The organism is Catenovulum agarivorans YM01 (genome assembly GCF_000281085.1).
Classification (GTDB): Bacteria; Pseudomonadota; Gammaproteobacteria; order Enterobacterales; family Alteromonadaceae; genus Catenovulum; species Catenovulum agarivorans.
The window spans coordinates 244,548-268,427 of record NZ_JH767527.1 but is presented as its reverse complement, the minus strand read 5'-3'; the positions used below and the strand labels follow the sequence as shown (position 1 = coordinate 268,427).

Genomic DNA, 23,880 nt, shown 5'->3' with positions numbered 1-23,880 from the left:
CAAAATCTTAAAAGTAAACGGCTTCAAATGAGGCATTTGTGTGCTTTGCTATTTTTAAATTGCTGGTTGGCGTGCAAAGTTAATTGGCATTTTAGTTTGGTTTTATTAGGTTAGAGCTGTGTTGTTAACGCGCTAAATTTAAACCAATTTATCGTTTGCTTAAATGTTGGTAACCGCAGGTTTTTAGGTTAAGTTTAGGCAATTGTTTTTAATTATTGGTAAAGGGCATTTTTATGCAGCCTTTGAGTTGTCGGGCATTTCTAACAATGCAGTTAAAGGGATGCAAAAAGCTTGGCCAAATTTTTGCGGAGCAAAAATGTTAGCCAACTTTATTCCACCCTTTACTACGGCGTTAGAAATAGCAAAATCTTAAAAGTAAACAGCTTCAAATGAAGCATTTGTGTGCTTTGCTACTTTTTCTAATTTAGCTTGGCGTGCCATGTTTAATTGGCATTTTAGTTTGGTTTTGTAGGTTAGGGCGGTGTTGTTAACCTGCTCAATGCAAGCCAATTTATTGTTTGCTTAATTGTTGGTTACCGCTGCTTTTTACGGTAAGTTTAAGCATTCGTTTTTAATTATTGGTAAAGGGCATTTTTATGCAGCTCTTGCGTTGTCGGGCATTTCTAACAATGCAGTCAAAGGGATGCAAAAAGCTTGGCCAAATTTTTGCTGAGCAAAAATGTTAGCCAACTTTATTCCACCCTTTACCGCGGCGTTATGTTGCAATTCAAAATATGAGTCGAAAGGAATAAAAATAAATGATACATCAGATTGAATTACCCAGTTTGGGAGATGAACTGCTAGAAATTCGTGTAGATGGCCTATTTTCTAAGGCTTCTGTATACCACAACAACAATTGGATTAAAGAGGTGTCTAATGATAGTGGTGTATATGACGTTCATTTGAACACTGGTGACTTAATAAAAATTGAAATTCAAGATGATTTCTTGGATTCAGTTCCTAGAGTCAAAGTAAACCAAAAATCAGTTGAACTTACATCTCCATCTTCAAATTTTGCGAGAGTTATAGCGCTGTTTCCTGCATTTACCGGGTTGCCTATATTATTTTTTACAGATCTTCCAACTATATTAAATTTAATTGTAATAGGTATCGTTTTAGGTGTTTGGTCTCTTTCAATGAGATCTCTTCGACTTAACAATAAATCTATACTTAAAATAGGCATATTAAGTATCACCACGTGCTTGAGTTTTGTGTTTGCAGCTGCTCTATATTTCGTGCTGCAGGCAACATAACAATGCAATTATGAAGGGACGCAAAAAGCTTGGCTGCGTCACTTCGTTCCTATTATAGCCAAGCTTTTTCGCGCCCCATATTGCGGCGTTATAAAACAATAGGGCAATAATGGAAAAATCTGAATATGGTAAGTGGATTCATACTGCTTTTGCTGGCGCAAGTTTTGCCTACTTTCTGGCAGTAATCGATAAAGCTGAACTTATTGTTTCTAGTTACTCGTTAGCCTTTTCGACGTTGCTCTTTGCAATAGCATTGGCATTAAACGCCTTTTTTGCAATGCTTTACTATGGTCTCGACGGTGAACCTGATTTTTCTGAAAAATTCGCCAAGTATTGGTTGTTAGTACGTTTTAATAATTTGGCACAGTGGTCTTTTATCTTGGCGGTGATTGGGGTGGTATATTTTGTAATTGAGCCTGTGGTGATAATTGTTTTATAACAAAGCAATTATGATGGGACGCAAAAAGCTTGGCTGCGTCACTTCGTTCCTATTTTAGCCAAGCTTTTGTGCGCCCCATATTGCGGCGTTAGGTGTCAGTTAACCACTAAAGTAGCCAACGGCATATGAAATTAGCATTATCGCTACAGTTTTAATTCGCTTCTTCCAATCACGCTCACCTCTTACGTCAAAAGCAGCCCAAGCAGTAGCTAGCGCTAGAAAAGCTATGCTTGTAGCTTTACCGACAGTGAATGAAGAATATGCCCAAAATCCAATTCCAACAACAGCAACGAATAGCGCTATATGCGAAATTTTTGTTAGTAATTCCCATAGTTCTTCCGAGCCTTCCATCGGGTCATTCGTACTGTTTTTTGTTTCGTAAGTTTCTGTATTATGGTTTTCGTTGTCGGTCACGTATAATCTCCAAGTTAAGATATGCTTGGATATGGGTATAATTACCCGTAATTAAAGGCGGGTGCAGAAAAAACACCTAACAATCGCATTAAGGGTGGACGCAAAAAGCTTGGCTGCGCTCATTCTTCGCTTAGTATAGCCAAGCTTTATTACGCCACTTATGCGGGCGTTAGCTAGAAGTTTTAAAAGCTAATAGTTTAAAAATATTAAAATTGGTGTCGTTGGTTTTCGTGTTGCTGAAAGTTGTTTACGTTGATCATTTAACTTTCGAGTCGCCACGCACCAGTTGTTTTGAAGTTGGTTTTTTCAACTTGTTTTACCGTTGAGCGGCGATTGTGTTGTTTGCTTGTCGCTTCAAGTTCATTTATAAAAATGGACTTTTGTGTCGCCACGCTTTTGCGTTTCTCAAGTTCATTTTTCTAAGTTTATTTACGGTATTTGTATTGTACTAATCTTCAGCTTTTAGGTAAGCTTCTAGCCAACAATGCAATTAAGGGTGGACGCAAAAAGCTTGGCTTGCGCTCGTTCCTCACTAATTATAGCCAAGCTTTATTGCGCCACTTATGCGGGCGTTATGCGTACAAGGAGTTTTTATGAGTAAATATCTAGTAATTCTAATGCCTATGATTTTTCATTTGCAGGGTTGTAATTCAGCTAAGGCTGAATCACCAATACCGTCTATGGAATATGAGGTGATCCATGAATCTGATTACAATGAATACGCAGATACGACGAATAAAAGTACCATTGTTTTAAGTTCCCAATATGAATATCAAAATGAATTACTCAAACGGACATCAGAAGCATCTAAAACTATTAATTTTGAAACTGAAACTGTTCTTCTTATTGATATGGGTACGCAAAATAGCGGCGGTTATAGTATGAGTACAGAATTAATAGACAAAGGTGATTATATAAACGCCAATATAACTTATGTGTTCCCTGGTGATAGTTGCAGCACCGATCAAGCCATAACTAATCCGTTTAAGTTTATTAAAGTTAATTCAAAGCAATATATTATTGTTACTGAAGAACTAACATACTCAAGTTGTTAGTACGCATAACAATGCAATTATGATGGGACGCAAAAAGCTTGGCTACGTCACTTCGTTCCTATTATAGCCAAGCTTCATTGCGCAATTTATGTGGGCGTTAGCTAGAAGTTTCGTTAGTTAAAAGTAGTTAAACTATTGGTGTTTATTTGCGCGGTGCTGGCATTTATTTGCTTGTTCCGTTAACTTGTTAGTCGCCATGCACCAGTTGTTTTGAAGTTGGTTTTTCCAACTTGTTTACCGTTTAGCTGCCTTATCGTTGATTTCCTGTCCCTTTAGATTCAAGTTTTTGTAAAATTTTAGTTTCATATCCCTACGCTTTTGTCGAAAAAGCCGACAATGTTGTACACGTAATTGCCGGCAAACTTGAAGACTTAACACCCTTGCTGTCTGAACTAAAACACAATCAAGAGAATTTCATTGACAACGGATATTATCAAAAAACAAATTTTCATAATCCATTTATCAAATATCGTATTGTTAATGCTTTGTTGCTCATATAAATTAGTTAAATGAATGCTACCGGTGGCAGTTAGTGTAAAATGTTTGGCCGTCAATAGGAGTGAGCAATGTCGTTCAGTAAACTTAAGCAAGCTTGTGTATTGTCTATTGTTTTTATGTTTTCAACGCAGAGCTATGCGAGTAACAAACAGGTTTTAGATAATTTACTGCCTATGTCTGAGCGTATGGCTCAATCGGAAATGCAACGCAATCCAAAAGCTTGGTCGATTGATTGGCGCGACTACCCAAGATGGACATATACCCATGGTTTGGTGCTGCTATCTATGGCCAAACTATATGAAAAAACCGCTAAAGCTGAATACTTCGAATACATTCAAAACTATGTCGATACTTTGATAAATGAGCAAGGTGATATTGCTACTTACGACATTCATAAATACAACATTGATATGATAAATCCAGGTAAGTTGTTATTTTTTATGTATCAACAAACTGGTCAAGCCAAATACAAAATAGCTGCAGATACCTTACGTCAACAATTGCGTGATCATCCAAGAACAACTGAAGGTGGCTTTTGGCACAAGCAGCGGTACACCTCACAAATGTGGCTAGATGGTTTGTATATGGGCGCACCATTTTATGCGCAATACATACATTTGTATGAGCAGCCCAAAGTATACGACGATGTAATTTTACAGTTTGAACAAATAGAAAAACACTTATATCGCAAAGATACTGGTTTGCCAGTACACGGCTGGGACGAGTCTAAAACACAGCGCTGGGCAGATAAAAAAACAGGGCAATCTAAACATCATTGGTCGCGTGCTGTGGGTTGGTATGCTATGGCCATGGTTGATGTATTAGAGTTTTTGCCACAGCAATCTTCACAAAGAAAATGGCTCGCAAGTCGCTTTAATAACTTGGTCGCGCAAATGGCAAAGTTTCAGCACCCAACTGGACTCTGGTATCAAGTTGTAGAGTTACCCAATGCCAAAGACAATTATTTGGAAGCCTCTGGCAGCATTATGCTGACTTATGCCATATTAAAAGCGCACAAAATGCATGATTTAACTAAAGACTTATTACCTATAGGATTAAAAGCTTATCAGGGAGTAATAGACCAGCTTATTTCTACTAATGAATTTAATCATATCAGTATCAATCAAGTGTGTGCTGTGGCTGGGTTAGGTGGTAATCCATATCGAGATGGCAGTTATGAATATTATATCAGCGAGCCTGTTAGGGCGGACGATCCAAAAGCTGTAGGACCGTTTATTCTTGCCAGTTTATTAATTGAAGAAAGACAACAAATATTAAAAGACTAATAGGGCAGTCAAGCATATGAAACTAACTGACATTATAAAAATATCTTTAGCTGCGGTTACGTTAACTGCGATAAGCGCATGTTCTGAACAAGAAAAACAACAAGTAACAACGCCAGCAACAGAGCAAGCGTTCACTACTGCAAATCAATATTACCAAAATCCAATTATTCACGTTGATTATTCAGATCCTGACGTAGTAGCTGTTAACGGCAATTATTACATGACTGCTTCGAGTTTTAATGCCGCACCGGGTTTACCTATTTTGCATTCAACTGATTTAGTCAACTGGCAGTTGATAAACTACGCCTTGCCTAAACAAGTACCACAAAATCATTTTGCGACCCCGCGCCATGGTGAAGGTGTTTGGGCACCGAATATTCGTTATCACGACGGAAAATTTTGGATTTTTTACCCAGATCCTGATTTTGGTATTTATGTAACCACAACGGCTGATCCGGCAAAAGCTTGGACTGAACCCAAACTCATATTGGCCGGCAAAGGCATTATTGATCCGACACCTTTATGGGATGACGACGGCAAAGCTTACTTGCTACATGCATGGGCCAAAAGTCGAGCTGGCTTTAATAATGTTTTGAGCCTGAGGGAAATGTCGGCTGATGCAATGCAAGTTTCAGACGAATATACCAACATAGTAGAGGGTACAAACTTTAAACATTACCGCACAATTGAAGGGCCTAAATTTTATAAACGCAATGGCTTTTATTACATATTTGCCCCAGCTGGCGGGGTTGATTTAGGTTGGCAAACTGTATTTAGAGCACAAGACATTCAAGGACCTTACCAAGGCAAAGTGGTGATGGAGCAGGGCGATAGCCTAACAAATGGGCCGCATCAAGGTTCGTGGATCCACACAGATTTAGGTGAAGATTGGTTTATTCATTTTCAAGTGAAAAAAGCTTATGGCCGAATTGTGCATTTACAACCAATGCAATGGGAAAACGGCTGGCCGGTAATTGGCATAGACGATGATGGCGATGGTATTGGCAATCCTGTTAGCCGTTATATACGGCCAAAAACGGCAAATTATACAGGCGAAAAAAAGCTAAATATTTCGGATGAATTTAACCAAGATACTTTAGCATTGCAGTGGCAGTGGAATGCCAACCCACATGAATCTTGGTATAGCTTAAGTGCCAAACCAGAACATTTGCGTTTGTACGCCCAGCCAAAAGTACCAACTACAGGTGATAACTTATGGATGACACCTAATTTATTAGTACAAAAACTACCGGCCGAGGCTTTCCAAGCTATTGCTAAGTTTACCGTTTCCGACAATATGCAAAACGTCCAAACGGGTTTAACCGTGTTTGGCGAAGATTACGCATGGATTGGTTTATCACCAAATGAGCAAGAAGGCCATGATATCGTGATAATGCAATGTCATGGAGCGCGTAAAGGTTGTGATGAAAAACAACAAGAAAAGTTAGTTGAATCTCTTAGTGGTAAAAATATAAATTTAAGAATTATGGTGCAACCAGGTGCTCACGCAATATTCAGCTATAAAACACCGGATATGCCAAGATACCGTATTATTGGCGAACATTTCCAAGCACATGAAGGCCGTTGGGTTGGTGCTAAAGTTGGCGTATTTGCAGTAACAACCAATGGCAGCGCCAGTTCAGATCAATATGTAGATATTGACTATATTAGAGTCAGCCGCTACTAACAATCTGTCCACCGTCATTAAATCAATGGCGGTGATACAAAAACCTGCAAAAACAACGACAAATTTTAAATATAAGCTATTGTTTAGTTATTCCTTTATCAGTTAGGCTAGCTGATATTTTCCTTCTAGAGCACCACGGAATACTAGGTAGTATGTTAAGTTTTAACTTGATTCAATTTGCAAGAACACTTGGAAGCATTTCACTTTTACTTGGATTTACTGTACTTGTAGGTTGGTACACACATAATCAGCAGTTGATTCAAGTCTTACCTCATTTTGTTCCAATGCAATACAATACTGCGCTTGGATTTTTTATTACAGGTATTGCACTGACTTGGGTTCATTCGAAGAAGCTTGTTTATCCACTCGCGGTGGCTATTACATTTTTGGGTGGGTTAACACTTGTACAATATTTATTTACGGTGAATTTGAGCATAGACCAACTCTTGATGGAGCATTACGTTACCACTAAAACATCGCACCCTGGCAGAATGGCACCTAACACAGCTATTTGTTTTTTAATGACTGGATTAACCCTATTAATACACTCTAAAAAAGAACGGTTAGGTGTACTTGGTATATTAACCAGTTTTATATTGAGCACCTTAGTGATAGCGTTAGGTTTTATCGCTTTATTTGGTTATTTTACCGCATTAGAAACGACTTATGGTTGGGGCCATTACACGCGAATGGCCGTGCACACATCTATTGGTTTTATATTTGTTGGCACAAGTTTAACCCTGCAGATTTATCGTAAATACAAAGAGCAAGTTACCATTAAGGATTGGATTTCGGCGATTGCAACTGTTGGGCTAGTCACAGTTGTACTGATATTGTGGCAAACTTTGGTCGCGCGCGAGTCTAAAAATATACAAGCTGCAATTGAATACAATCTATTAAATCTAGCTGAGCGCATTGATACTCAATTGCTGTTAAACCGACAAGCAATTGATAGATTGGCTGAACGCATAGCATTAATGGAACAAACAAATAACCAGCTGTTAAATGTAGATATAACGAATTATTTAAACGATCACACAAGTTTTGCGGCAATTTCTTTAGTCAAAAACAATAAAATTAGTCATTTTTATTCACGAGACAATAAATACAATGAGTTAAAGAACGTTGTTGAACACCAGCTAAATTTGCAAAAACGACCTCAAAATGAAGTATCTGCTCGGTATTTTTCATTAAATAAAACAAGTGACTTAAGCCCGCTGCTACACTATATAACGCCAATTCAGTCAAAGTTAATTGCAATGGAGTATTTAGTTGTCACTATTGAACCGACAAAACAATTTTTAACCAGCAAACAGCAACAACAAAGTTTGGGATACCACTTAGATGTTAAAGACCAGCAGAAAGCGGTTTATGCACAAAGTAACATTGTTAACCCAGTATTTATTAAACAATGGCGCCAATCAACCAAGCTTAATGAAATAAATTGGCAAATTGAGGTTACACCGCATAAATCTCTAATTAATAAATTAAAAACAGGTTTAGCAGAAATCGTTTTATTGTTTGGTATCGTATTAAGTTTCTCCATAGTTGCTGCCATTCGCATGTGGCAAATTGCGATAGAAAGAGCAAAAAAATTAGAATTACAAAAAAGTCTATTGTCGCAGTCAGTAAGTAAACTCGAGTTAGCGGCGCGAATTGTAAAATTAGGGGTTTGGGAATGGAATCTAACAGATAACACCCAAATATGGGATGAGCAGCTCTGTCAGATTTATGCTGTATCGAAGGAATCTTTATACAAGGAAGACATGTATGATATATGGCGAAAATCATTACATCCTGATGATGTCGAGCAAACCGAACACAGTTTAAAACAAGCAATAAAATCTACGGCCACCAATTGGGAGATAGAGTTTAGACTAAAGCTTGCCAACGGAACTATTAAGTATATTTCTGCCAATGGCGTAATTGAAAGAGACATGAATGGTAGAGCTGTACATGTCACAGGGACTAATTTAGATGTGACCGCACAAAAAGAAATGGAGCACAATTTAATTGTGTTAAGAGAAAAAGCCGATGCGGCAAATCAAGCCAAAAGTGATTTTTTAGCCAATATGAGTCACGAAATACGTACACCAATGAATGGCATTATCGGCTTAACCCAGCTTGTTTTATCTATGCCGATTGAAAACAAAGTACGTGAGCATCTACAAAAAGTAGAAGATTCATCTAAGGCGTTACTTAATATTATCAATGACATTCTAGATTATTCCAAAATTGAAGCTGGCAAGCTTAATGTTGTTGAAGAAGATTTCGACCTTGAGCGTTTATTAAGTAGTACTGCGGGCATTCTCAGTGTGCGGGCTGAAGACAAAAACAATGAGCTTAATTTTGAAATAGAGCCGGGCATAACCCAATTTTATCGAGGGGATGCTTTAAGATTAAACCAAATTTTAAACAATCTAGTGGGCAATGCGATTAAATTCACAGACAATGGATTAGTGTCGGTACAAGTAACCCAAAAACATTACCAAGACTCAGTATGGTTAACTTTTGCGGTTAAAGATACCGGCATAGGTATGACCCCAGAACAAACGGCAAGGTTATTTCAACCATTTTCGCAGGCAGACCAATCAATCACACGCAGGTTTGGTGGAACAGGGCTAGGATTAACCATAAGCAAAAGGTTGATTGATCTGATGGGCGGTGAAATAGGGGTTGTTAGTGAGCCAAATAAAGGTAGTACATTTACTTTTAGCATCCCAGTTAAAAGAGCACAAACGAACAAAAGCGTAAAACATAGCTTATCTAAGCACTTAAAAACCTTAGTGGTAGATGACAATTTAGAAACCTTAGCCATTATTGAGGGCATTTTGACCTCGTGGAAATTTGATGTTGAGTTAACCGCATCTCCATTAGAGGCACTAGATATAATAGTAGATGCAGCGCAAAACAACACGCCATATGATCTATTAATTATCGATTGGAAAATGCCTGAAATGGATGGCATTGAGCTTACGAGTAATATCAGAGCCAAAGTAGATGAAATTGCCTTACGTCGTCAGTGCATCGTTATTATGGTTACCGCGCATGGCAAAGAACATGTACAAGCGCATGCAAAAAATGTAGCGATAGATGCAGTAATTGAAAAGCCAATTTTTGCCTCGCACTTACATGATGTATTGGTCGATTTACAAAGCGACATTAATGCACTGGTTCCGGATGCTGAGAGTGAACGCTATGCCTTGAATAATATTCCGCAATTTACCAATAAACAGGTGTTACTGGTAGAAGATAACGAAATTAATCAACTGGTTGCGATAGAGCTATTGAATAAATTTGGTATAAGTTCAAGTGTTGCGAATAATGGCCGCGAGGGCGTCGAATTATTCGAGCAGCAAGGTGAGCAATTTGATCTCATTTTAATGGATTTACAAATGCCGGAAATGGATGGGTTTGAAGCCACCAACCGCATTCGAAAAATAAAAAATGGTAAGGATATTCCAATTATTGCCATGACTGCCGCGGCCATGCCCAAGGATGTCGAAGAAGCAATTCAGTCGGGGATGGATGCCCACATCTCAAAACCGATTGACGTTAAAGTATTTACTCAAACGCTCAATCAGTTTTTAGCAAAATAATCTGCTGATAAGGTTAAAGGTGATACAGTCACAAAGCTTGAATAGGGATTTTCGTAACCGCAATATCTTCTTTATTCACCGCGTAACTGACCCAAATTGCATTGTTCCAAACAATGCTTTTTGGGTAACTAAAACCAGCACGTTTATACTTACCAGAGTATTTTTGTACTGGTAACGCATCTTGACCACGGATAATGTACATTTTATCAAATAGATAACCGTCTTGACTGATGGCAATGTTTAATGGAAATCTTTGTTTAGAGCCTGATGCATTATTGATAATAAAAGCACGTCCATCCGGTAAATTACCAGCGCTTAGTTTTGCTCTAGAATCAATAAAATTACTGGTTTTAACATCCGACCAAGTTTGGCCAAGGTCGAGGCTGCTTGATGTCAGAATTCGAAAACTACTGGCTTGGTCGCGAAATACCATAGTGACATTTTTGCCTTTATTTGCTGTAAACCAACTTGGTTCAATACCTTGGCTAATATGCGGTTTAACATTTGGCATATTCAATTCACCATAATGCCAACCAGAAGTCGCTGATGGATCATCTGTATAGATAGGCGTAGTCAATAAACCTGGTTGTTTGTGTAGCACGGTTAAAATACGCTTGTTGGATACATGACGTAAATCTTGCTCAAAAATACCAGCTAAAGGTTTGCCTTGATGATCTGTAACGGCTTTTGGAGCTGACCAATCAACGCCATTTCTTGAACGAACAAAATACGTGAATCCACCTTTAGGTTTTAGTTGGTAAGGCCAATAATTTAAAAATGCGATCAGCTCATTATTATCTAACCACCAACCAGCGTTAGTTATGAGCATATCTTTAGTTGATTCAGCTAAAACTTGCGGCTCAGTCCAAGTTTTGCCATCTAAAGATGAGCTATATAAAACTTTAGTTTCTGGCGCATCTTCATCTTTAATTGAGCTTTGCCATTGAGCGTATAAACGCTCGTTAAATACAAACAACACAGCACCGTGATTATATTGCGCTGAGTTTGCTTTAGCGTTGAACACAGTAAAATGTTCAACCGCATCAAGTTGCGATAAACCTAAGTTTACTTGCTGAACATCAACAAGCTCGTCTTGCAAATAAATGTCAGCTTGTTTTGTTGGTTGTGCGTTAGTTAGTTGGCTAAAAAGCATAGTACACAGACATGTGCAGCGAATAACAAAGTTAAGAATAGTATTTTGTTTTGCTAAACAGCGCTTGAGTTGAGAGCCCATAGAAGTCCTTAAATTCATTATTGTTTTTATTAATCATCAGTATGATTAGTTGAGTATACCAGTAACAGTAACCAAAAATAGCTTTTGTACATACCATAAATCAAATGGCCGATAATGTATATTATGTTAAATTAACTAAAGGCAAGTATTACCTCCTGGATTGCGCTTGGTATACTTCGTCAATGATCTCTTTGGTTGTTGCATAACAAGTATTTGCAAATTCCGCTAACTCGGCATACACAGATTCGTCTTTACTAAAGCAATCAATAATCAACTGGATAATCTTTTTTAAACGCTTGGCCACTAAAGGCAAGTTTTTGTGCCCAAGGTTTTGCCGGTTCTGTCCAAAACGGATCGTTTTGTGGTAAGCCTAAGTGCAAAAAGCTGTTGGTGGTTATATACATGCTGCCGTTGTTTGAATACCAGTCGCCTAACGCAGGATTTGCACCGGCAAAACCTATTTGCAAAAATCCATCTTTAAAATTTGTTGGGTTATCAAATATAGCTTGGTGAACGGCGCGTAAAGCTGAACGTACAGTGCCTTGTTGCAAACTATCGGGTAGCTGTTTTTGTAACGCGAGTTGCGATAAAGGCTGAAAAGCAGTTGTGCGATATGTTAATGAACGGCCTATTGGCGGATAAGTCCCAGTTGGCGAAATTAATCGCTCAAGATGTTCACAAAATCTTTGACTGCGTTTTAGCTCGGTTGCGTGCAGTTTGTCTATTTTATCTCGCCAAAAATAAACTTTATGCTCGGCCATTATTTTCAAAATATCCAATAACATTGGGTGGATAACGTACGAGTTATAATAATCAAAAGCAAAATGATCACCGTCGCCATACCAACCATCACCCACATACCATTCTGAGAATTTTCTTATGGCTAAGTCTAATCTTATTGGATCGTGTTGCTCGCCAACTTGCAGCAAAAACGCTTCGTTCATTGCCGCGAATAAAAGCCAGTTGGTATATGGTGGTGTTACAGTTCTCAGCGCTTTTATTTTTTCAATTATGCGCTGCTGAGTTTGTTTCGATTGTTGTTGCCACAATACAGGCGCGCGCAACATAGCTTGGGTGTAGTATGCAGAATCTACTAACAACTGCCCTTCAGCTATTTCCCAGTTTAGGTAATCCGCACTTTTGGGGTTTACCGAATGTTCATAAGCTTGCAGTGCATAATTTAAAATACGCTCCCTAACCTGTTTATCTGAGCCTTCGGCTTGTAATGCTAACCAAGGTGCAGCGCCAGAAATAGCTCGGGCAAAACATTCAAGGTAAGCTACTTTTTTATTTCTATTATCCGCGTTTGGGCTAACTTCAAGTGGAAACTCTTTATGCAGTTTTTCATGTGCAATTAAATAAAAAACTGGCTCAACTATTTTTTGTAGTAAGTTAGAAAAATAGTTGTGGTCATCAACAGTGCCGGATTTATCCTTGCTGTTCGTGGCCAAGGCTGAGCTGGGCATTGCAAATGAGCTTGCAGTTGCCCCGGCCAAAGCAGCGGTAATAAAGTCGCGTCTTAACATATTCCTTCACCTTATTCGCTGTTATTTAGCCAACTTATAAACTTCACTGCCTGCTGATAAAAATGCACCAATGCCATAAACTTCTGTTTTGTCTGGCCAAGCTTCACCCGGCGCTGCGCCGACGGGTTGAACATATCCAAGTAAACCATCTGCTGTTACGTGGCTTACTAAAGTGTTCCAAGCTAATTCAATTGCTGGCAGATAAGTTTGTTTATCCAACAAACCATTATTTACCCCCCAGGCTAAACCATAAGTAAAAAATGCTGTGCCGCTGGTTTCTGGTGTTGGGTACAATTCTGCTGCTTGCAAACTCATAGCCCAATGGCCTGCTGGAGTTTGTAGTTTAATTAAGCTTTGCGCCATATCTTTGTAGAGCTGGGTGAAATAGGCTTTTTGTGGCCCTTCTGGTAATTCAGGAATAATCAGAGTTAAACCACCAAATACCCAACCATTGCCGCGTGACCAAAATATCTTGTGGCCTTTGTCACGCTTATCAATAAAGTGTTCGTCACGATAAAATAGCTTTTCGTCGTTATCGTATAAATGATTTACCGTTGCAACGTACTCGGCAAACATCCAATCTCGGTATGAATTATCGCCGGTAATATTGGCAAGTTTTGCCCAAACTGGAGGTGCCATAAATAACGCATCACACCAAGTCCATCTATCTGTATATTTGTAATTGTTTAAGCGCATTGGCTGTTGGCTTGGGTTTTGTTTAATCCATTTAGTGCGCTCTAGCGTTTTTGCCAGCATGTTTGGCTTTTTATATTTTCGATATAGCTCGATATAAAGCTGGCCAACGGTTTGGTCGTCTGCGTGGTATTTACCTGGGCCTAAGTCCCAGTTGTTATCTTCTGATACTTTTAATAAAAATTGATAATACTTGTCGTCATCGGCAAGTTTTGCCCACTTTTCCATACCTATATACAAGGCACCATAAGTCCATGCATTGAAACGATTTTCCCAGTGGTTTTCGCGCTGCATATCATCATGAAAATGTTCAATTTGCCAATCAGCAACTTTACCCATTACAGATAAAACTTCGGTTTTTTCTGGCAATTTTGCCGTTACATTGGCGACCGTTAAAAATACACCTGCCATAACTGCGGTTAGTTGGATTAAACGTTTACCCATTTTATTTGTTACTCCCCCCCAAAATAGAATTAACTTATATTGTTTTAATAATATTGTATGGGAACTGTAACAAATTAATTAACAAATGAAAGTACAATTTTGCTAACTTTTACACTAATCTTTGGCTAACAGGTACAACATCAGGGAAAACTTGTTTAAGTTGTGCTGCGTTTAATCCCCAATGTTGGTGCAGTAAAGCAGCAAACCAACTGCGAGAATCTGATGTTGGCGCGAGATCCCTATTTTGATACAAGTTTTCTGGTGCCAACCCAGGCCAAGTGCCTAATACTTTACCGCCATTTACCGCCCCACCAGTGACCAATAAAGCACTAGCGGTTCCATGGTCTGTGCCATTGGTGCCATTAACTTTAACTGTGCGGCCAAATTCAGTTGCAATTATTACCACTGTATTTTGCCATTCTGCTGCTAATGCTGTTTTTAATGCGGCTAGTCCGTCATCCAACTCTTTTAATTGCCTATCTAATCGCCCTACTTGATTATTATGCGTATCCCAACCGCCCATTTCTAACATGGCGCAATCTGCTTGGGTATTGACCAATAGTTCACCACAATGTTTAGCTAATTGAATAAATTTTGCTTTGCTTTTTTTGTCTTGTTGCATGTCATTTGTTTGATTACGCAAGGCTAAGCCTTGTTCTAGGCTAGATACGAACTTTTCATCACCCTCGTGCAATTGCATTAGGCGCTGATATAAATCGCTTTCAGCATCAGGTAGATAAGATGGATACCAAGTGCTGACATTTGTTTGGTCACCACGTAAGCTTAATGGCACTGTATGTGCTATTGCTAAACCATTGGCGTCTTTTTGTTTAATTGCCCGCGCTAACCAACCACTTTCATGATCTATTGTCTCCAAACCGCTTTCTAACAAATCTTGCGCGGAAAAATGCGAGCGCTCTCTATATGGGGATGCAACCGCAACTACTGCAAACATTTGTTTTTGTTGATACCAGTTATGCATATTGCTAAGTGCAGGATGTAATGCAAAACCTTGTTCAAGTGGCAGTAATTTATCTTTAATCGGATTAACTAAATTTGCCCTATGTTCTATCAAATTAGGATCAAACGTTGGTACGACTGTGTGCAATGAATCAAGCGCGCCTCGTAACATCAACCAAACAATTTTCTTGTTGCTTTTGTTGTTATTGTCATTTGATAAGGCTGGTGTTGATGTTGTCAACAAAACGATTCCAGCACCAGTTGCTTGCAAAAACTCTCTTCTTTTCATAAACAGTGCCTCTATTTAAATTGAAACTCAGGGCTCATTAGCAACATAGCCAAAGCTTGTTGACGACTTTCTGCGCGGCTTAAAAACAAATAGGTTTTATCGGATAAACTCTCGCCTATAGCAGCTTTAGCAAGCGCTAGTGGATCTTGTTTAACTTGTTTGGCATATTCATTTGCCCAATCAATCCTATTTAAAATTGCATCTGGCCCATCCCAAGCATTGCGCTCAGTTTTATAACCAGCGGGAGAACCTGCTGAAAACGGCTGCTGGCCCATCATTTCTAGCATATTGATAAAGGCTTTTTGGTATTTACCTTCAAACGGCACATTACCAAGTCGATAACTTGAAATTAAAAATTCGCGTGGAGTTTTAAACTTCTGTTGTTTTGGCTGCCAACTGTTTGGATGATTAATTAGAGCTGTCATCACAGTTTTGATATCACCTTGGCTTTTCTGCCAAGCTTTTTTCATCTCTTCAACAATTGTCAAATCAGCTTCATCAGCGATAAAGTGGCGAACTAATTTTGTACATACAAAATGAATGCAAGATGGATGATTAGCTAAATCTTGCAATATTGCTTTACCCTGCTCCATGCCTTTTTGTTTATATGTTTTACCAAGTACAGTGCGATTACCGGGTTGATGGGCTTTATCACGATAGACAAAACCTTGTTCATCTTCTTTTAATGGATTTGCGACACTCCAACCCGTTATCGCTTTAGCCAGCTCTATGACATCTTGTTGGCTGTAACCACCATCAACGCCTAGCGTATGTAATTCTAAAATTTCGCGCGCTAGGTTTTCGTTAAGGCCTTTATTTTTACGCTTTTTTGCAAAAGCAGAATCAGGGCCGATAGATTGTTCGTTATTTAAATAAATCAACATGGCTGGGTGTGATTCAACCGCCAATAACAAATCAGCAAATTTGCCGGTTAAGTTTGGGCCAATAGCTTCAATTTCTAAAAGCGGTGCTAGCGCACGCATGGCAAAACCATTGCTGGTGACACTAAAATGATTTGAGAAAAAATCGAGCAATTGCGCTTGTAAACCATTGTTTGTTTCAATTGCATATTTAGCCGACAAGTAGGTGGCTAATTTTGCTTGGCGATTAAATCGTTTTTTTAACGCATTCCCATCGTCTTGCATTTGCATTGTTTGAGTTTGTTCGACATTGCGCTTTTTATTCGCACGCGCTTCTTTTTCGGCTTGTTTTTGCAATCGGTAGTTTTTGTAATATTGATAAGCTAGTTCGGTATTCCAAATAGTTTCATCTAGCTTTACTGGCTTAAGCTGGGCGGTTAACCAGCTTTGTGCATCAGTTATTGAGCTTGTTTCGGTGGGGTTTATCCCATAACCGAACCTGTTGTACGCAATGTATTTTGAATGCAAACGCGGCATAAAAATATCCAACCTGTTGTGATTTTTTGATTATAGATAGGAATAATTTTTACGAAATTTAATTTACAAAAAGTTTACTTAGTTAACTCTTCACCTTAACATACAAGCGTACAGTAATATCAAATGGATATAAGAATGAAGAAATTATTAACCTCTATAGCGCTAACAAGTTTATCTTTTTCGGCTGTTGCTGCTAATCCTGCAATTACCGACAAATTCACCGCTGATCCCGCCCCTATCGTACATAACGACACTGTATATGTTTATGTAGGTCGCGATGAAGCAAAACCAGATGAAGGTTATACAATGCACGAGTGGCTTGTATATTCATCTACCGATATGGTCAATTGGAAATCACACGGTTCACCTTTTAAACCAACAGATTTTTCATGGTCATCAGGTTCAGCTTGGGCTGGCCATGTAATTGAAAAAGACGGCAAGTTTTATTGGTACACCACCAGCAGCCATAAAACTGTGAAAGGCAAAGCCATAGGTGTTGCAGTAAGTGATAGCCCAACAGGGCCATTTAAAGATGCACGTGGCAGTGCTTTAGTCACCAATGATATGACCAAAGCAACCGACATTAGCTGGGATGATATTGACCCAGCAGCATTTATTGATGACGACGGTCAAGCCTGGTTGTATTGGGGCAACCAAAAAGCCTATTACGCAAAATTAAAAGACAATATGATTGAGTTTGATGGACCAATTCATGTTGTGCCAGATGAGCAAGTTAAAGGCTTTACTGAAGCACCATGGATCCACAAACGTGGTGATACATATTATTTATCGTACGCAACTGGCTTTCCTGAAAAAACCGCTTATTCAACGTCTAAAAGCATTACTGGACCCTGGAAATATCAAGGGTTGATTGCTGAAGGCGCGCAAAATTCAAATACCATTCACCAAGGCATTATCGACTACAAAGGTAAAACTTATTTCTTTTATCACACAGGTATGATGCAACACCCTAATACAGGTGGTAGCTTCCGTCGCTCTATGGCTATAGATTATTTGTACTATAACGACGACGGTACAATTAAAAAGGTTATTCAAACAAGTGAAGGGGTAAAAGCTGTTAAATAGCTTCTAATAGGGTTGTGCAGTTTATAGAAACTGCACTACTGAACTTACCTATCTTTGGTACATCTCTACCCTATTTCGACCAGATTGTTTAGCCAAATAAAGTGCTTTATCAGCGCAGACAAATAGCTGCTCAGAACTTTGCCCTTTTTGATAAACCACTAAACCAAAACTACAAGTTACGCATTTCTGGCAAGAATGTTCAATTTCGCTTAATAACTGCCTAAGCTTTTCTGCCACTTGATAAGCTTGTTGCTCATTTAATTCTGGTAAAATAACCACAAATTCTTCACCGCCCCATCGGGCAAGCGTATCTACTTCGCGAATATTAGCAGACACGGTTTTAGCTATTACTTGCAGTATTTTATCGCCTTCGCTATGTCCATATGTATCATTTACTTGTTTGAAGAAGTCGACATCAAATAATACCAGCGATATATCAAAATGGTAACGCTCAGCTCGGGCTAATTCTTTTTTTAGCGTGTACTCAAAAAATTTACGATTACCGACATCAGTTAGTGGATCTGTTAAAGATATGTGTTCGAATTCTTTTACTTTTTCTTCTAACAACCTATTTTGACAGGCCAGTTCGTCTGATTTTTTCTGGTACAGCACATCTAATTTATTTTGTTTTCTTAATTGTAAAGTGGCTTGGGCTTCTGCCAGTTTAGACTGCAAGCATATAATTTCGTCTATATTTAAATGTGCACCAATCATACGAGTGGCTTCACCGTTTTCATCTCGCTCGATAACTTTACCTTGGTCGCGTATCCAAATGTAACTGCCATCGGCTTTTTTACAGCGATATTCTATCTGATAGGTGTTAATTTGACCTTGGGTATATTGTTCAAAATGAGTTAATACGCGGGTTAAATCATCTGGGTGAATAATATTTTCCCAAGTAAATACGTCTGGCCTAAATATGCCAACATCATAGCCGAGCATTCGATACCAACTTGGATTCCGAGTGACTATGCCAGTGTTGGCATTCCAGTCCCAAGTACCTTCCAGAATAATATCGGTAAGGGCGTTTAAAGTTGTGTCAGCAGATTGTGCTGTTTTGTGTTTATAAGTTTGTGCAGGTTTAAATGTGTCCATCATTTTTTTACCATACTTACACCTAAATATAGTTATAACACATAGTCTAGAATGCGCGCACTATTAGGCTACAGCAACATGATTGCCCCCATAAAAATCATAGCTAGATTCTCGGTTAAGCTGACAAAACCCAACGGCACTTTGCTGTTGCCGCCAACACATGCGCAATTCAAATTTAACTTATCTATATAAACTGATTTCACTATAGATATAGCGCCGATAAAACCAACTACCAGTGCAATAGTTCCAAATACAATAGGTAATTGTTTAGCTAATAAAGATAAACCAACAAGTAGCTCGGCAAGCGGATAAACTTTTGCATAAACCGGCTGTTTTTTTGCCAATAAATCGTATTGGACAAAACCTTTAATAAAGGCTGGCAAATCCATTATTTTTAAACAAGCTAACACACACAAGCTAAAGCCCATAAAGCCTCTTAGCTCTGTTTGTGTCGCAATTGCCATTAACAAACATACAGAAAAAACCGTTATAACCGGCCAATAACTAGTCGATTTGTTACTAGTCGCTTTCGGCGCAACCTGTAATTTTTGCGCTAAATCTGTGTAACCACCAATGCGTTCACCATCTATAAATATCTGCGGTGTTGTTTGCACTTGGTGGTTAATTTTAAAAGCTTGCTCTTCGTTGGTATTGGCAAATAGATGATCTTCAAATTGAATGTTTTGTTTGCGCAATAAATCAACTGCATGCTGCCCATACGGGCAGAGTTTTTTTCGGTAAACCTTTACGTTTTCTAAAGCCATTCTCTTCTCTTAAGGTTTAATTCGTTCAATTGTTGGTACATCAAAGTAGCTAAAGTCATCATTCTCAATTGCTAACTGGCGCTTTTTATCTGCCGCCTGTTTTTCTTCAATCGTTTGGCCGAAAACTTGGATATGCGCTTTTTGCATTAATTCTTGTGCTTGCTGCTCGGTTATTAGCCCAAGAGATCGGCCAGCAAAAATAAAACCTTCTACTCTGCCCTTGTCCCGTTGAGAAGACTTATTGAGTTTACTTTGCTTAAATAGTTCAATTAGTTGCGAAAAGCAGGCTTGTTGAAATTGATTAGCATCCATGAAAGCACCGTGCTGATTGTGCGTTAAATGCTTAAGATTATACGTATTTTAAATAGATATACAGCCTCAAATTTGTGTGGTTTTGAGGCTGTGTTGGCAAATAAGCTAATTAGCCCAGTTTAAACGAATATCCCATTGATACCTGAACTCAGGTGCCAAAGGCGCTTTGCTTGGGTCAACTTGTTTAATTACATTATTTGCGGGTTTGATTGTTGCATCGCGGCCGTAAATATAACTTTGTTCTTGCACTATGGTGTAATACGCTTTGTTTAAGTCTAATGCTCGGCGTTTACTTGGCATAATTAACTGGTAAATATTATTAAGCTTGTCAATTTCTTGTGCCTTAACTTTACCTTTGTCATCAAACCACAAAGATAGCATTTCACTGTTTTGCCTAAATTCATCGCCACCTCCGACTCTTTGCATATAAGTCAGGTATTCACCTTGCGCTTTCTTTTCACCTACCCCATGGAGTTGATTAGGCACATCAGTGATACTTGTTAAATCTATATAACCCCAACCCTGTTTGCCTTCAACTTTACGGGCAAAAGAAAAAACTTGGTCTATAGTGGTGCCAACCGTTTTATGACAGCCATTACAAAAACTTAGCTCTTCATGTGTTTGGCGACGTAACTCACCATTTTTATCTTCAATAAAAGCTTGCAACGCCCAACCAAAACCATTGCCTATACCTTTATGACCAGCGTTAACTGTTTGTGGTAAATTTTCAAAATGCTTTTCTTTAACTTCGTTGTAGTAAGCACTTTTGAGTGAGTTCTTGTCTCTAAAATAATATTTACGCATATACCGAACTTCTTTCATGCGTTTTGCCAGACCCAACTTGCCATCATCATTTTCACCTATATATCGGACTGTATGCAAAAACTCGGTATCTTGCGGATACAACATGTTAGTTAATTGAATATCTTTAGCATCACCTAAATAATGAGTTCGCTTGACAATATTTGTTGCGACGCTCAATTGACCATCACCATCTAGGTCTACAGCCAATTTCGTTTCATCTATTGGTTGAATGCTAATTTGATTTAGTTCTTTAATTGTTAATTCAACTAGCGCCAAATTTGCAAAATAGATATCTTGATTATACTCACCACCTAGTTGCCTAAATGCTTGAGGCAAACGAATCATGCCATCACCAGTTGAGCCATTTGTTGGCCAAAATGTACTAGGGAAAGGTTTATAGTTATAAGCAACCCAATGGCTGCCATCTTTAGCTAAGCCATTATTATCAAAAGCTTGCTCTGCCAAGTGTAAATTTGAAATTTCAGGAATAATACCCGGCCAGTTTTGTTGTTTTAACTGTTGGATAAAAGGTGTGTAGTTGTCTTGATTAACATAGTCTGCAATAAATGCGTCGTTAATTTGGCCAATTTGTTTTTGCCTATCTTTAAACAAATTACTCCAGCTGTTGCTTTCACCCACTTCTGAAAACGCATAGGTGCCCTGTAATGCACCGTCATTCATAGCATTAGCCCGTCCGTCGCTATAACTTTGATGGCAAACATAACAAGGATTATTTTGCCCTAGTGTATCTGTGTAACATTGTGGAGGAATAACTGATTCAGGATTGTAAATTTCATTGGCGTCAAGGTAAGCTTGTGCTGGTATTTCAGTTTGTTGTTCAGCGGAATCGCTTTGAGTGTGTTTGTTATCTGAACAAGCAGTTAATGTACATATAGACATTAAGATTGAAATTAAAACGATAATTTTATTTTTTTGTCGCATGGAAGGTCTACTAAATAATTTCTTTTAAAACACAAAAAGCCCCAGCTGAAAAGCTGAGGCTTTGCTCCTAAAACCCAATCATTATTGAGCGGCTTTAGGGTTATATAACCATAAAGTATTGTTAGTTTGGTTGCCGTCTTCACCTATCATGATGCGGCCGTCATCCAATACTAATACATTGTCTGGTTGAGCAATTTCATTGACGTTACATTTCATTGAACCACTGACACCTGAGGTCATAGTTGCCCCCATTAACACAGGTTCAATACGTGACACATTGTAATTAGCTTCTAAAGGCATACGATAAACACCACCACAGTCTTTAACACGTGTATTCAATTGAATATCGCCTTGACCATCTGTCATAGTGTTGTCTAAATCAGAAATCGCAAAATATACATATGCTGTTGAAACAACTTCATCCGCAATCATATCTGTACCTTCAACCGCTTCAATTGCTCGGTTGTGGTTAACGTTTATACCTTCAAGTTTACGGAATTCAACCGTTGCACCTTTTGCTTTGGCTGCTTGACGAGTTTCAATAAAGGCAATTCTGTCATCCATTGCTTTGCCTTCAGTTGTTGCATTACCGCCGTTTGCAAGTGCTGGGTAATTTGCATCACCGTTTACCCAAGCGCTGACGTCGGTTAAAGTTAAATAACGTTCAGTGTAAGAGCCATCATCCGCTTTAGTTTCAGGTGCAATGTTGTCAAATTCAGCAATCCAAGCTTCAATTTGTGCATTATTACCGTGACCTAATTCAACCCAACTCACATCAAAACCTGTAACTAGTGGCTCATTTGACGCATCTTGAGTTAATTTAGCTGCATACAAAGTACCAGACGATAGATCGCCCGCTTGGTCAGCAACAAATTTTAATAGAACACCACCTGTGTCATCTTGAGTCGTGTATACAGTGCGTTGATCTGGCATAACCACTGAGTTTTCGTGCTCAACCCGACCCAGAGTAAAATGTTTAACCGGTTTTGGTGTTGCTGAAACTGCGTCTTGGATCTCTACTATATATCCGTAGCGGTAAGGATTTGGAAATACTTGGTCACCGTTAATATAGGTGTTTAAACCGGTTTGTAAGCCACTGTCAGCTCGGGTGTTCCAGCCAGCTGACGTTCGGCTACTGTCATCATCAATTGTCCATTCTTCAGACGTTAACGGTGTATTCCAAGGTGTAACCGAACCAAAACAGTTTGCTGCAGTTCCATAAACGGATGAGAAATCAATCATCTCTACATCTAAAATATCCCATTGATGCATATCATTTTTCTTAAGATGCATACGGCTCATACCACCAGGAATATATTCCCAGTTAGTATATAAATAACCTTCTCCAGTGCCTGTTGGAATAAAACCGTTAAAATCTGGATTGTCGGTTTCTGCAACTTCTTGTTGATTTTGCAGATTCATGATTACACCTAGACCATTTGGCAATTTGCCATCAAAAGTGTCACCGTTTTGGCCTAAAACATGATATTCACCCGCAGCAACGCGCACAGTTTCCATTTCAGCTTGAGTTTGTGCAACTGGTAATGAAGGAAACGATTTTGGTAATTTGTTGATATTGATACCGTAAACTGCACCAACAGTACCGCGGTTGATAACATCTTTGTTTTTATCTTCTGTGGTATTTGTGCCGCTTGGATGCTGGGCATTGAAGAAGAAATCGCCATCAGTTGTGACAAAAGCACCTGTTACCTCAGCACCTAATGGAACAGTTGCAAAACGTGTTAAACCGATAGTTGAGCTGCCCGGACCTGCTAGTCCATCAGTTCCGTCTTGGCCATCCGTACCATTTTGACCGTCGGCGCCGTTTTGACCATCAGCACCGTCTTGTCCAGCATCACCTTTAGGACCTTGTGGGCCTTCTACAACTTCATCGTTATCAGTATCTGCTTCAATCGAACAACCTGAGATAAATGCAGAGGCGAATAGTGCAGCTAAAATAGCACTAGTAAGTTTAGTTTTGTTATACATAGTTTTCCCGTAGCTAGTGTTTAAAATCGACGCTAATGCTGGACGAGAAAAAATACGTTTATATTACAGTTGCTTGAAAGTTAAGGTGTTTCATTAAAACTTCATATAATACTG

At 38.8% G+C, this 23,880-nt stretch carries 19 protein-coding genes; 8 read left to right on the top strand and 11 right to left on the bottom strand.

The genetic code is table 11. From position 1 onward, the window contains the following. The first annotated feature begins 202 nt into the window (after positions 1–202). The 3 genes from WSC_RS24635 to WSC_RS0111265 all read left to right on the top strand — a co-directional run bounded on the left by WSC_RS24635 (position 203) and on the right by WSC_RS0111265 (position 1,692). A complete protein-coding gene (locus tag WSC_RS24635) occupies positions 203–373 on the top strand; it encodes a hypothetical protein (protein WP_016956036.1) in 171 nt (56 codons plus the stop codon). 385 nt (positions 374–758) lie between these two features. Next, positions 759–1,253: a hypothetical protein gene (locus WSC_RS0111270; RefSeq protein ID WP_016956033.1), complete on the top strand. Its 495-nt coding sequence runs from the start codon at positions 759–761 to the stop codon at positions 1,251–1,253. Positions 1,254–1,362: 109 nt separating this feature from the next. Beyond that, positions 1,363–1,692: a hypothetical protein gene (locus WSC_RS0111265; RefSeq protein WP_016956032.1), complete on the top strand. Its 330-nt coding sequence runs from the start codon at positions 1,363–1,365 to the stop codon at positions 1,690–1,692. Positions 1,693–1,791: 99 nt separating this feature from the next. Here the strand turns inward: WSC_RS0111265 and WSC_RS0111260 are convergent, their stop codons facing one another. After that, complete coding sequence (locus WSC_RS0111260) at positions 1,792–2,106, bottom strand: hypothetical protein (protein ID WP_016956031.1); 315 nt, start codon at positions 2,104–2,106, stop codon at positions 1,792–1,794. 593 nt (positions 2,107–2,699) lie between these two features. Between WSC_RS0111260 and WSC_RS0111250 the strand changes: the two genes are divergently transcribed. The 4 genes from WSC_RS0111250 to WSC_RS24160 all read left to right on the top strand — a co-directional run bounded on the left by WSC_RS0111250 (position 2,700) and on the right by WSC_RS24160 (position 10,231). Then, positions 2,700–3,161, top strand: a complete 462-nt coding sequence (locus WSC_RS0111250; protein ID WP_157447260.1) for a protease complex subunit PrcB family protein — start codon at positions 2,700–2,702, stop codon at positions 3,159–3,161. A gap of 566 nt (positions 3,162–3,727) precedes the next feature. Beyond that, positions 3,728–4,945 (top strand): glycoside hydrolase family 88/105 protein, encoded by a 1,218-nt coding sequence (locus WSC_RS0111245; RefSeq protein WP_016956028.1) that lies wholly within the window; start codon positions 3,728–3,730, stop codon positions 4,943–4,945. A 16-nt stretch (positions 4,946–4,961) separates the two neighbouring features. After that, positions 4,962–6,632 (top strand): glycoside hydrolase family 43 protein, encoded by a 1,671-nt coding sequence (locus WSC_RS0111240; RefSeq protein WP_016956027.1) that lies wholly within the window; start codon positions 4,962–4,964, stop codon positions 6,630–6,632. Positions 6,633–6,784: 152 nt separating this feature from the next. Continuing rightward, positions 6,785–10,231: a response regulator gene (locus tag WSC_RS24160; RefSeq protein WP_016956026.1), complete on the top strand. Its 3,447-nt coding sequence runs from the start codon at positions 6,785–6,787 to the stop codon at positions 10,229–10,231. 28 nt (positions 10,232–10,259) lie between these two features. Here WSC_RS24160 and WSC_RS0111230 read toward each other — a convergent pair whose 3' ends face one another. The 5 genes from WSC_RS0111230 to WSC_RS0111210 form a co-directional block, all read right to left on the bottom strand. Next, on the bottom strand, positions 10,260–11,384 hold the full coding sequence (locus WSC_RS0111230) for an exo-alpha-sialidase (RefSeq protein ID WP_040394354.1): 1,125 nt from the start codon (positions 11,382–11,384) through the stop codon (positions 10,260–10,262). Between the two features lie 344 nt (positions 11,385–11,728). Next, complete coding sequence (locus WSC_RS0111225) at positions 11,729–12,991, bottom strand: DUF2264 domain-containing protein (protein ID WP_016956024.1); 1,263 nt, start codon at positions 12,989–12,991, stop codon at positions 11,729–11,731. A gap of 21 nt (positions 12,992–13,012) precedes the next feature. After that, on the bottom strand, positions 13,013–14,128 hold the full coding sequence (locus WSC_RS0111220; protein WP_016956023.1) for a glycoside hydrolase family 88/105 protein: 1,116 nt from the start codon (positions 14,126–14,128) through the stop codon (positions 13,013–13,015). A 109-nt stretch (positions 14,129–14,237) separates the two neighbouring features. Then, positions 14,238–15,377, bottom strand: coding sequence for a DUF1501 domain-containing protein (locus WSC_RS0111215; protein ID WP_016956022.1), 1,140 nt, complete (start codon positions 15,375–15,377; stop codon positions 14,238–14,240). 11 nt (positions 15,378–15,388) lie between these two features. After that, complete coding sequence (locus WSC_RS0111210) at positions 15,389–16,774, bottom strand: DUF1800 domain-containing protein (protein ID WP_016956021.1); 1,386 nt, start codon at positions 16,772–16,774, stop codon at positions 15,389–15,391. A 135-nt stretch (positions 16,775–16,909) separates the two neighbouring features. On the opposite strand from WSC_RS0111210, the gene WSC_RS0111205 reads away from it, so the two are divergent. Continuing rightward, the gene (locus WSC_RS0111205) at positions 16,910–17,860 is read left to right on the top strand and encodes a glycoside hydrolase family 43 protein (protein ID WP_016956020.1); all 951 of its coding nucleotides are present in this window, start codon (positions 16,910–16,912) and stop codon (positions 17,858–17,860) included. Between the two features lie 48 nt (positions 17,861–17,908). Here WSC_RS0111205 and WSC_RS0111200 read toward each other — a convergent pair whose 3' ends face one another. The 5 genes from WSC_RS0111200 to WSC_RS0111180 all read right to left on the bottom strand — a co-directional run bounded on the left by WSC_RS0111200 (position 17,909) and on the right by WSC_RS0111180 (position 23,766). Beyond that, positions 17,909–18,958, bottom strand: coding sequence for a sensor domain-containing diguanylate cyclase (locus WSC_RS0111200; protein ID WP_237716306.1), 1,050 nt, complete (start codon positions 18,956–18,958; stop codon positions 17,909–17,911). Positions 18,959–19,023: 65 nt separating this feature from the next. Next, on the bottom strand, positions 19,024–19,719 hold the full coding sequence (locus WSC_RS0111195) for a MauE/DoxX family redox-associated membrane protein (protein ID WP_016956018.1): 696 nt from the start codon (positions 19,717–19,719) through the stop codon (positions 19,024–19,026). A gap of 9 nt (positions 19,720–19,728) precedes the next feature. Beyond that, positions 19,729–20,031: a hypothetical protein gene (locus tag WSC_RS0111190; RefSeq protein WP_016956017.1), complete on the bottom strand. Its 303-nt coding sequence runs from the start codon at positions 20,029–20,031 to the stop codon at positions 19,729–19,731. 105 nt (positions 20,032–20,136) lie between these two features. Further along, entirely contained in the window at positions 20,137–21,777 is a 1,641-nt protein-coding gene (locus WSC_RS0111185; RefSeq protein ID WP_016956016.1) for a hypothetical protein, read from the bottom strand. Between the two features lie 81 nt (positions 21,778–21,858). Continuing rightward, the gene (locus tag WSC_RS0111180; RefSeq protein WP_016956015.1) at positions 21,859–23,766 is read right to left on the bottom strand and encodes an alkaline phosphatase PhoX; all 1,908 of its coding nucleotides are present in this window, start codon (positions 23,764–23,766) and stop codon (positions 21,859–21,861) included. Between the last annotated feature and the right edge of the window lie 114 nt (positions 23,767–23,880).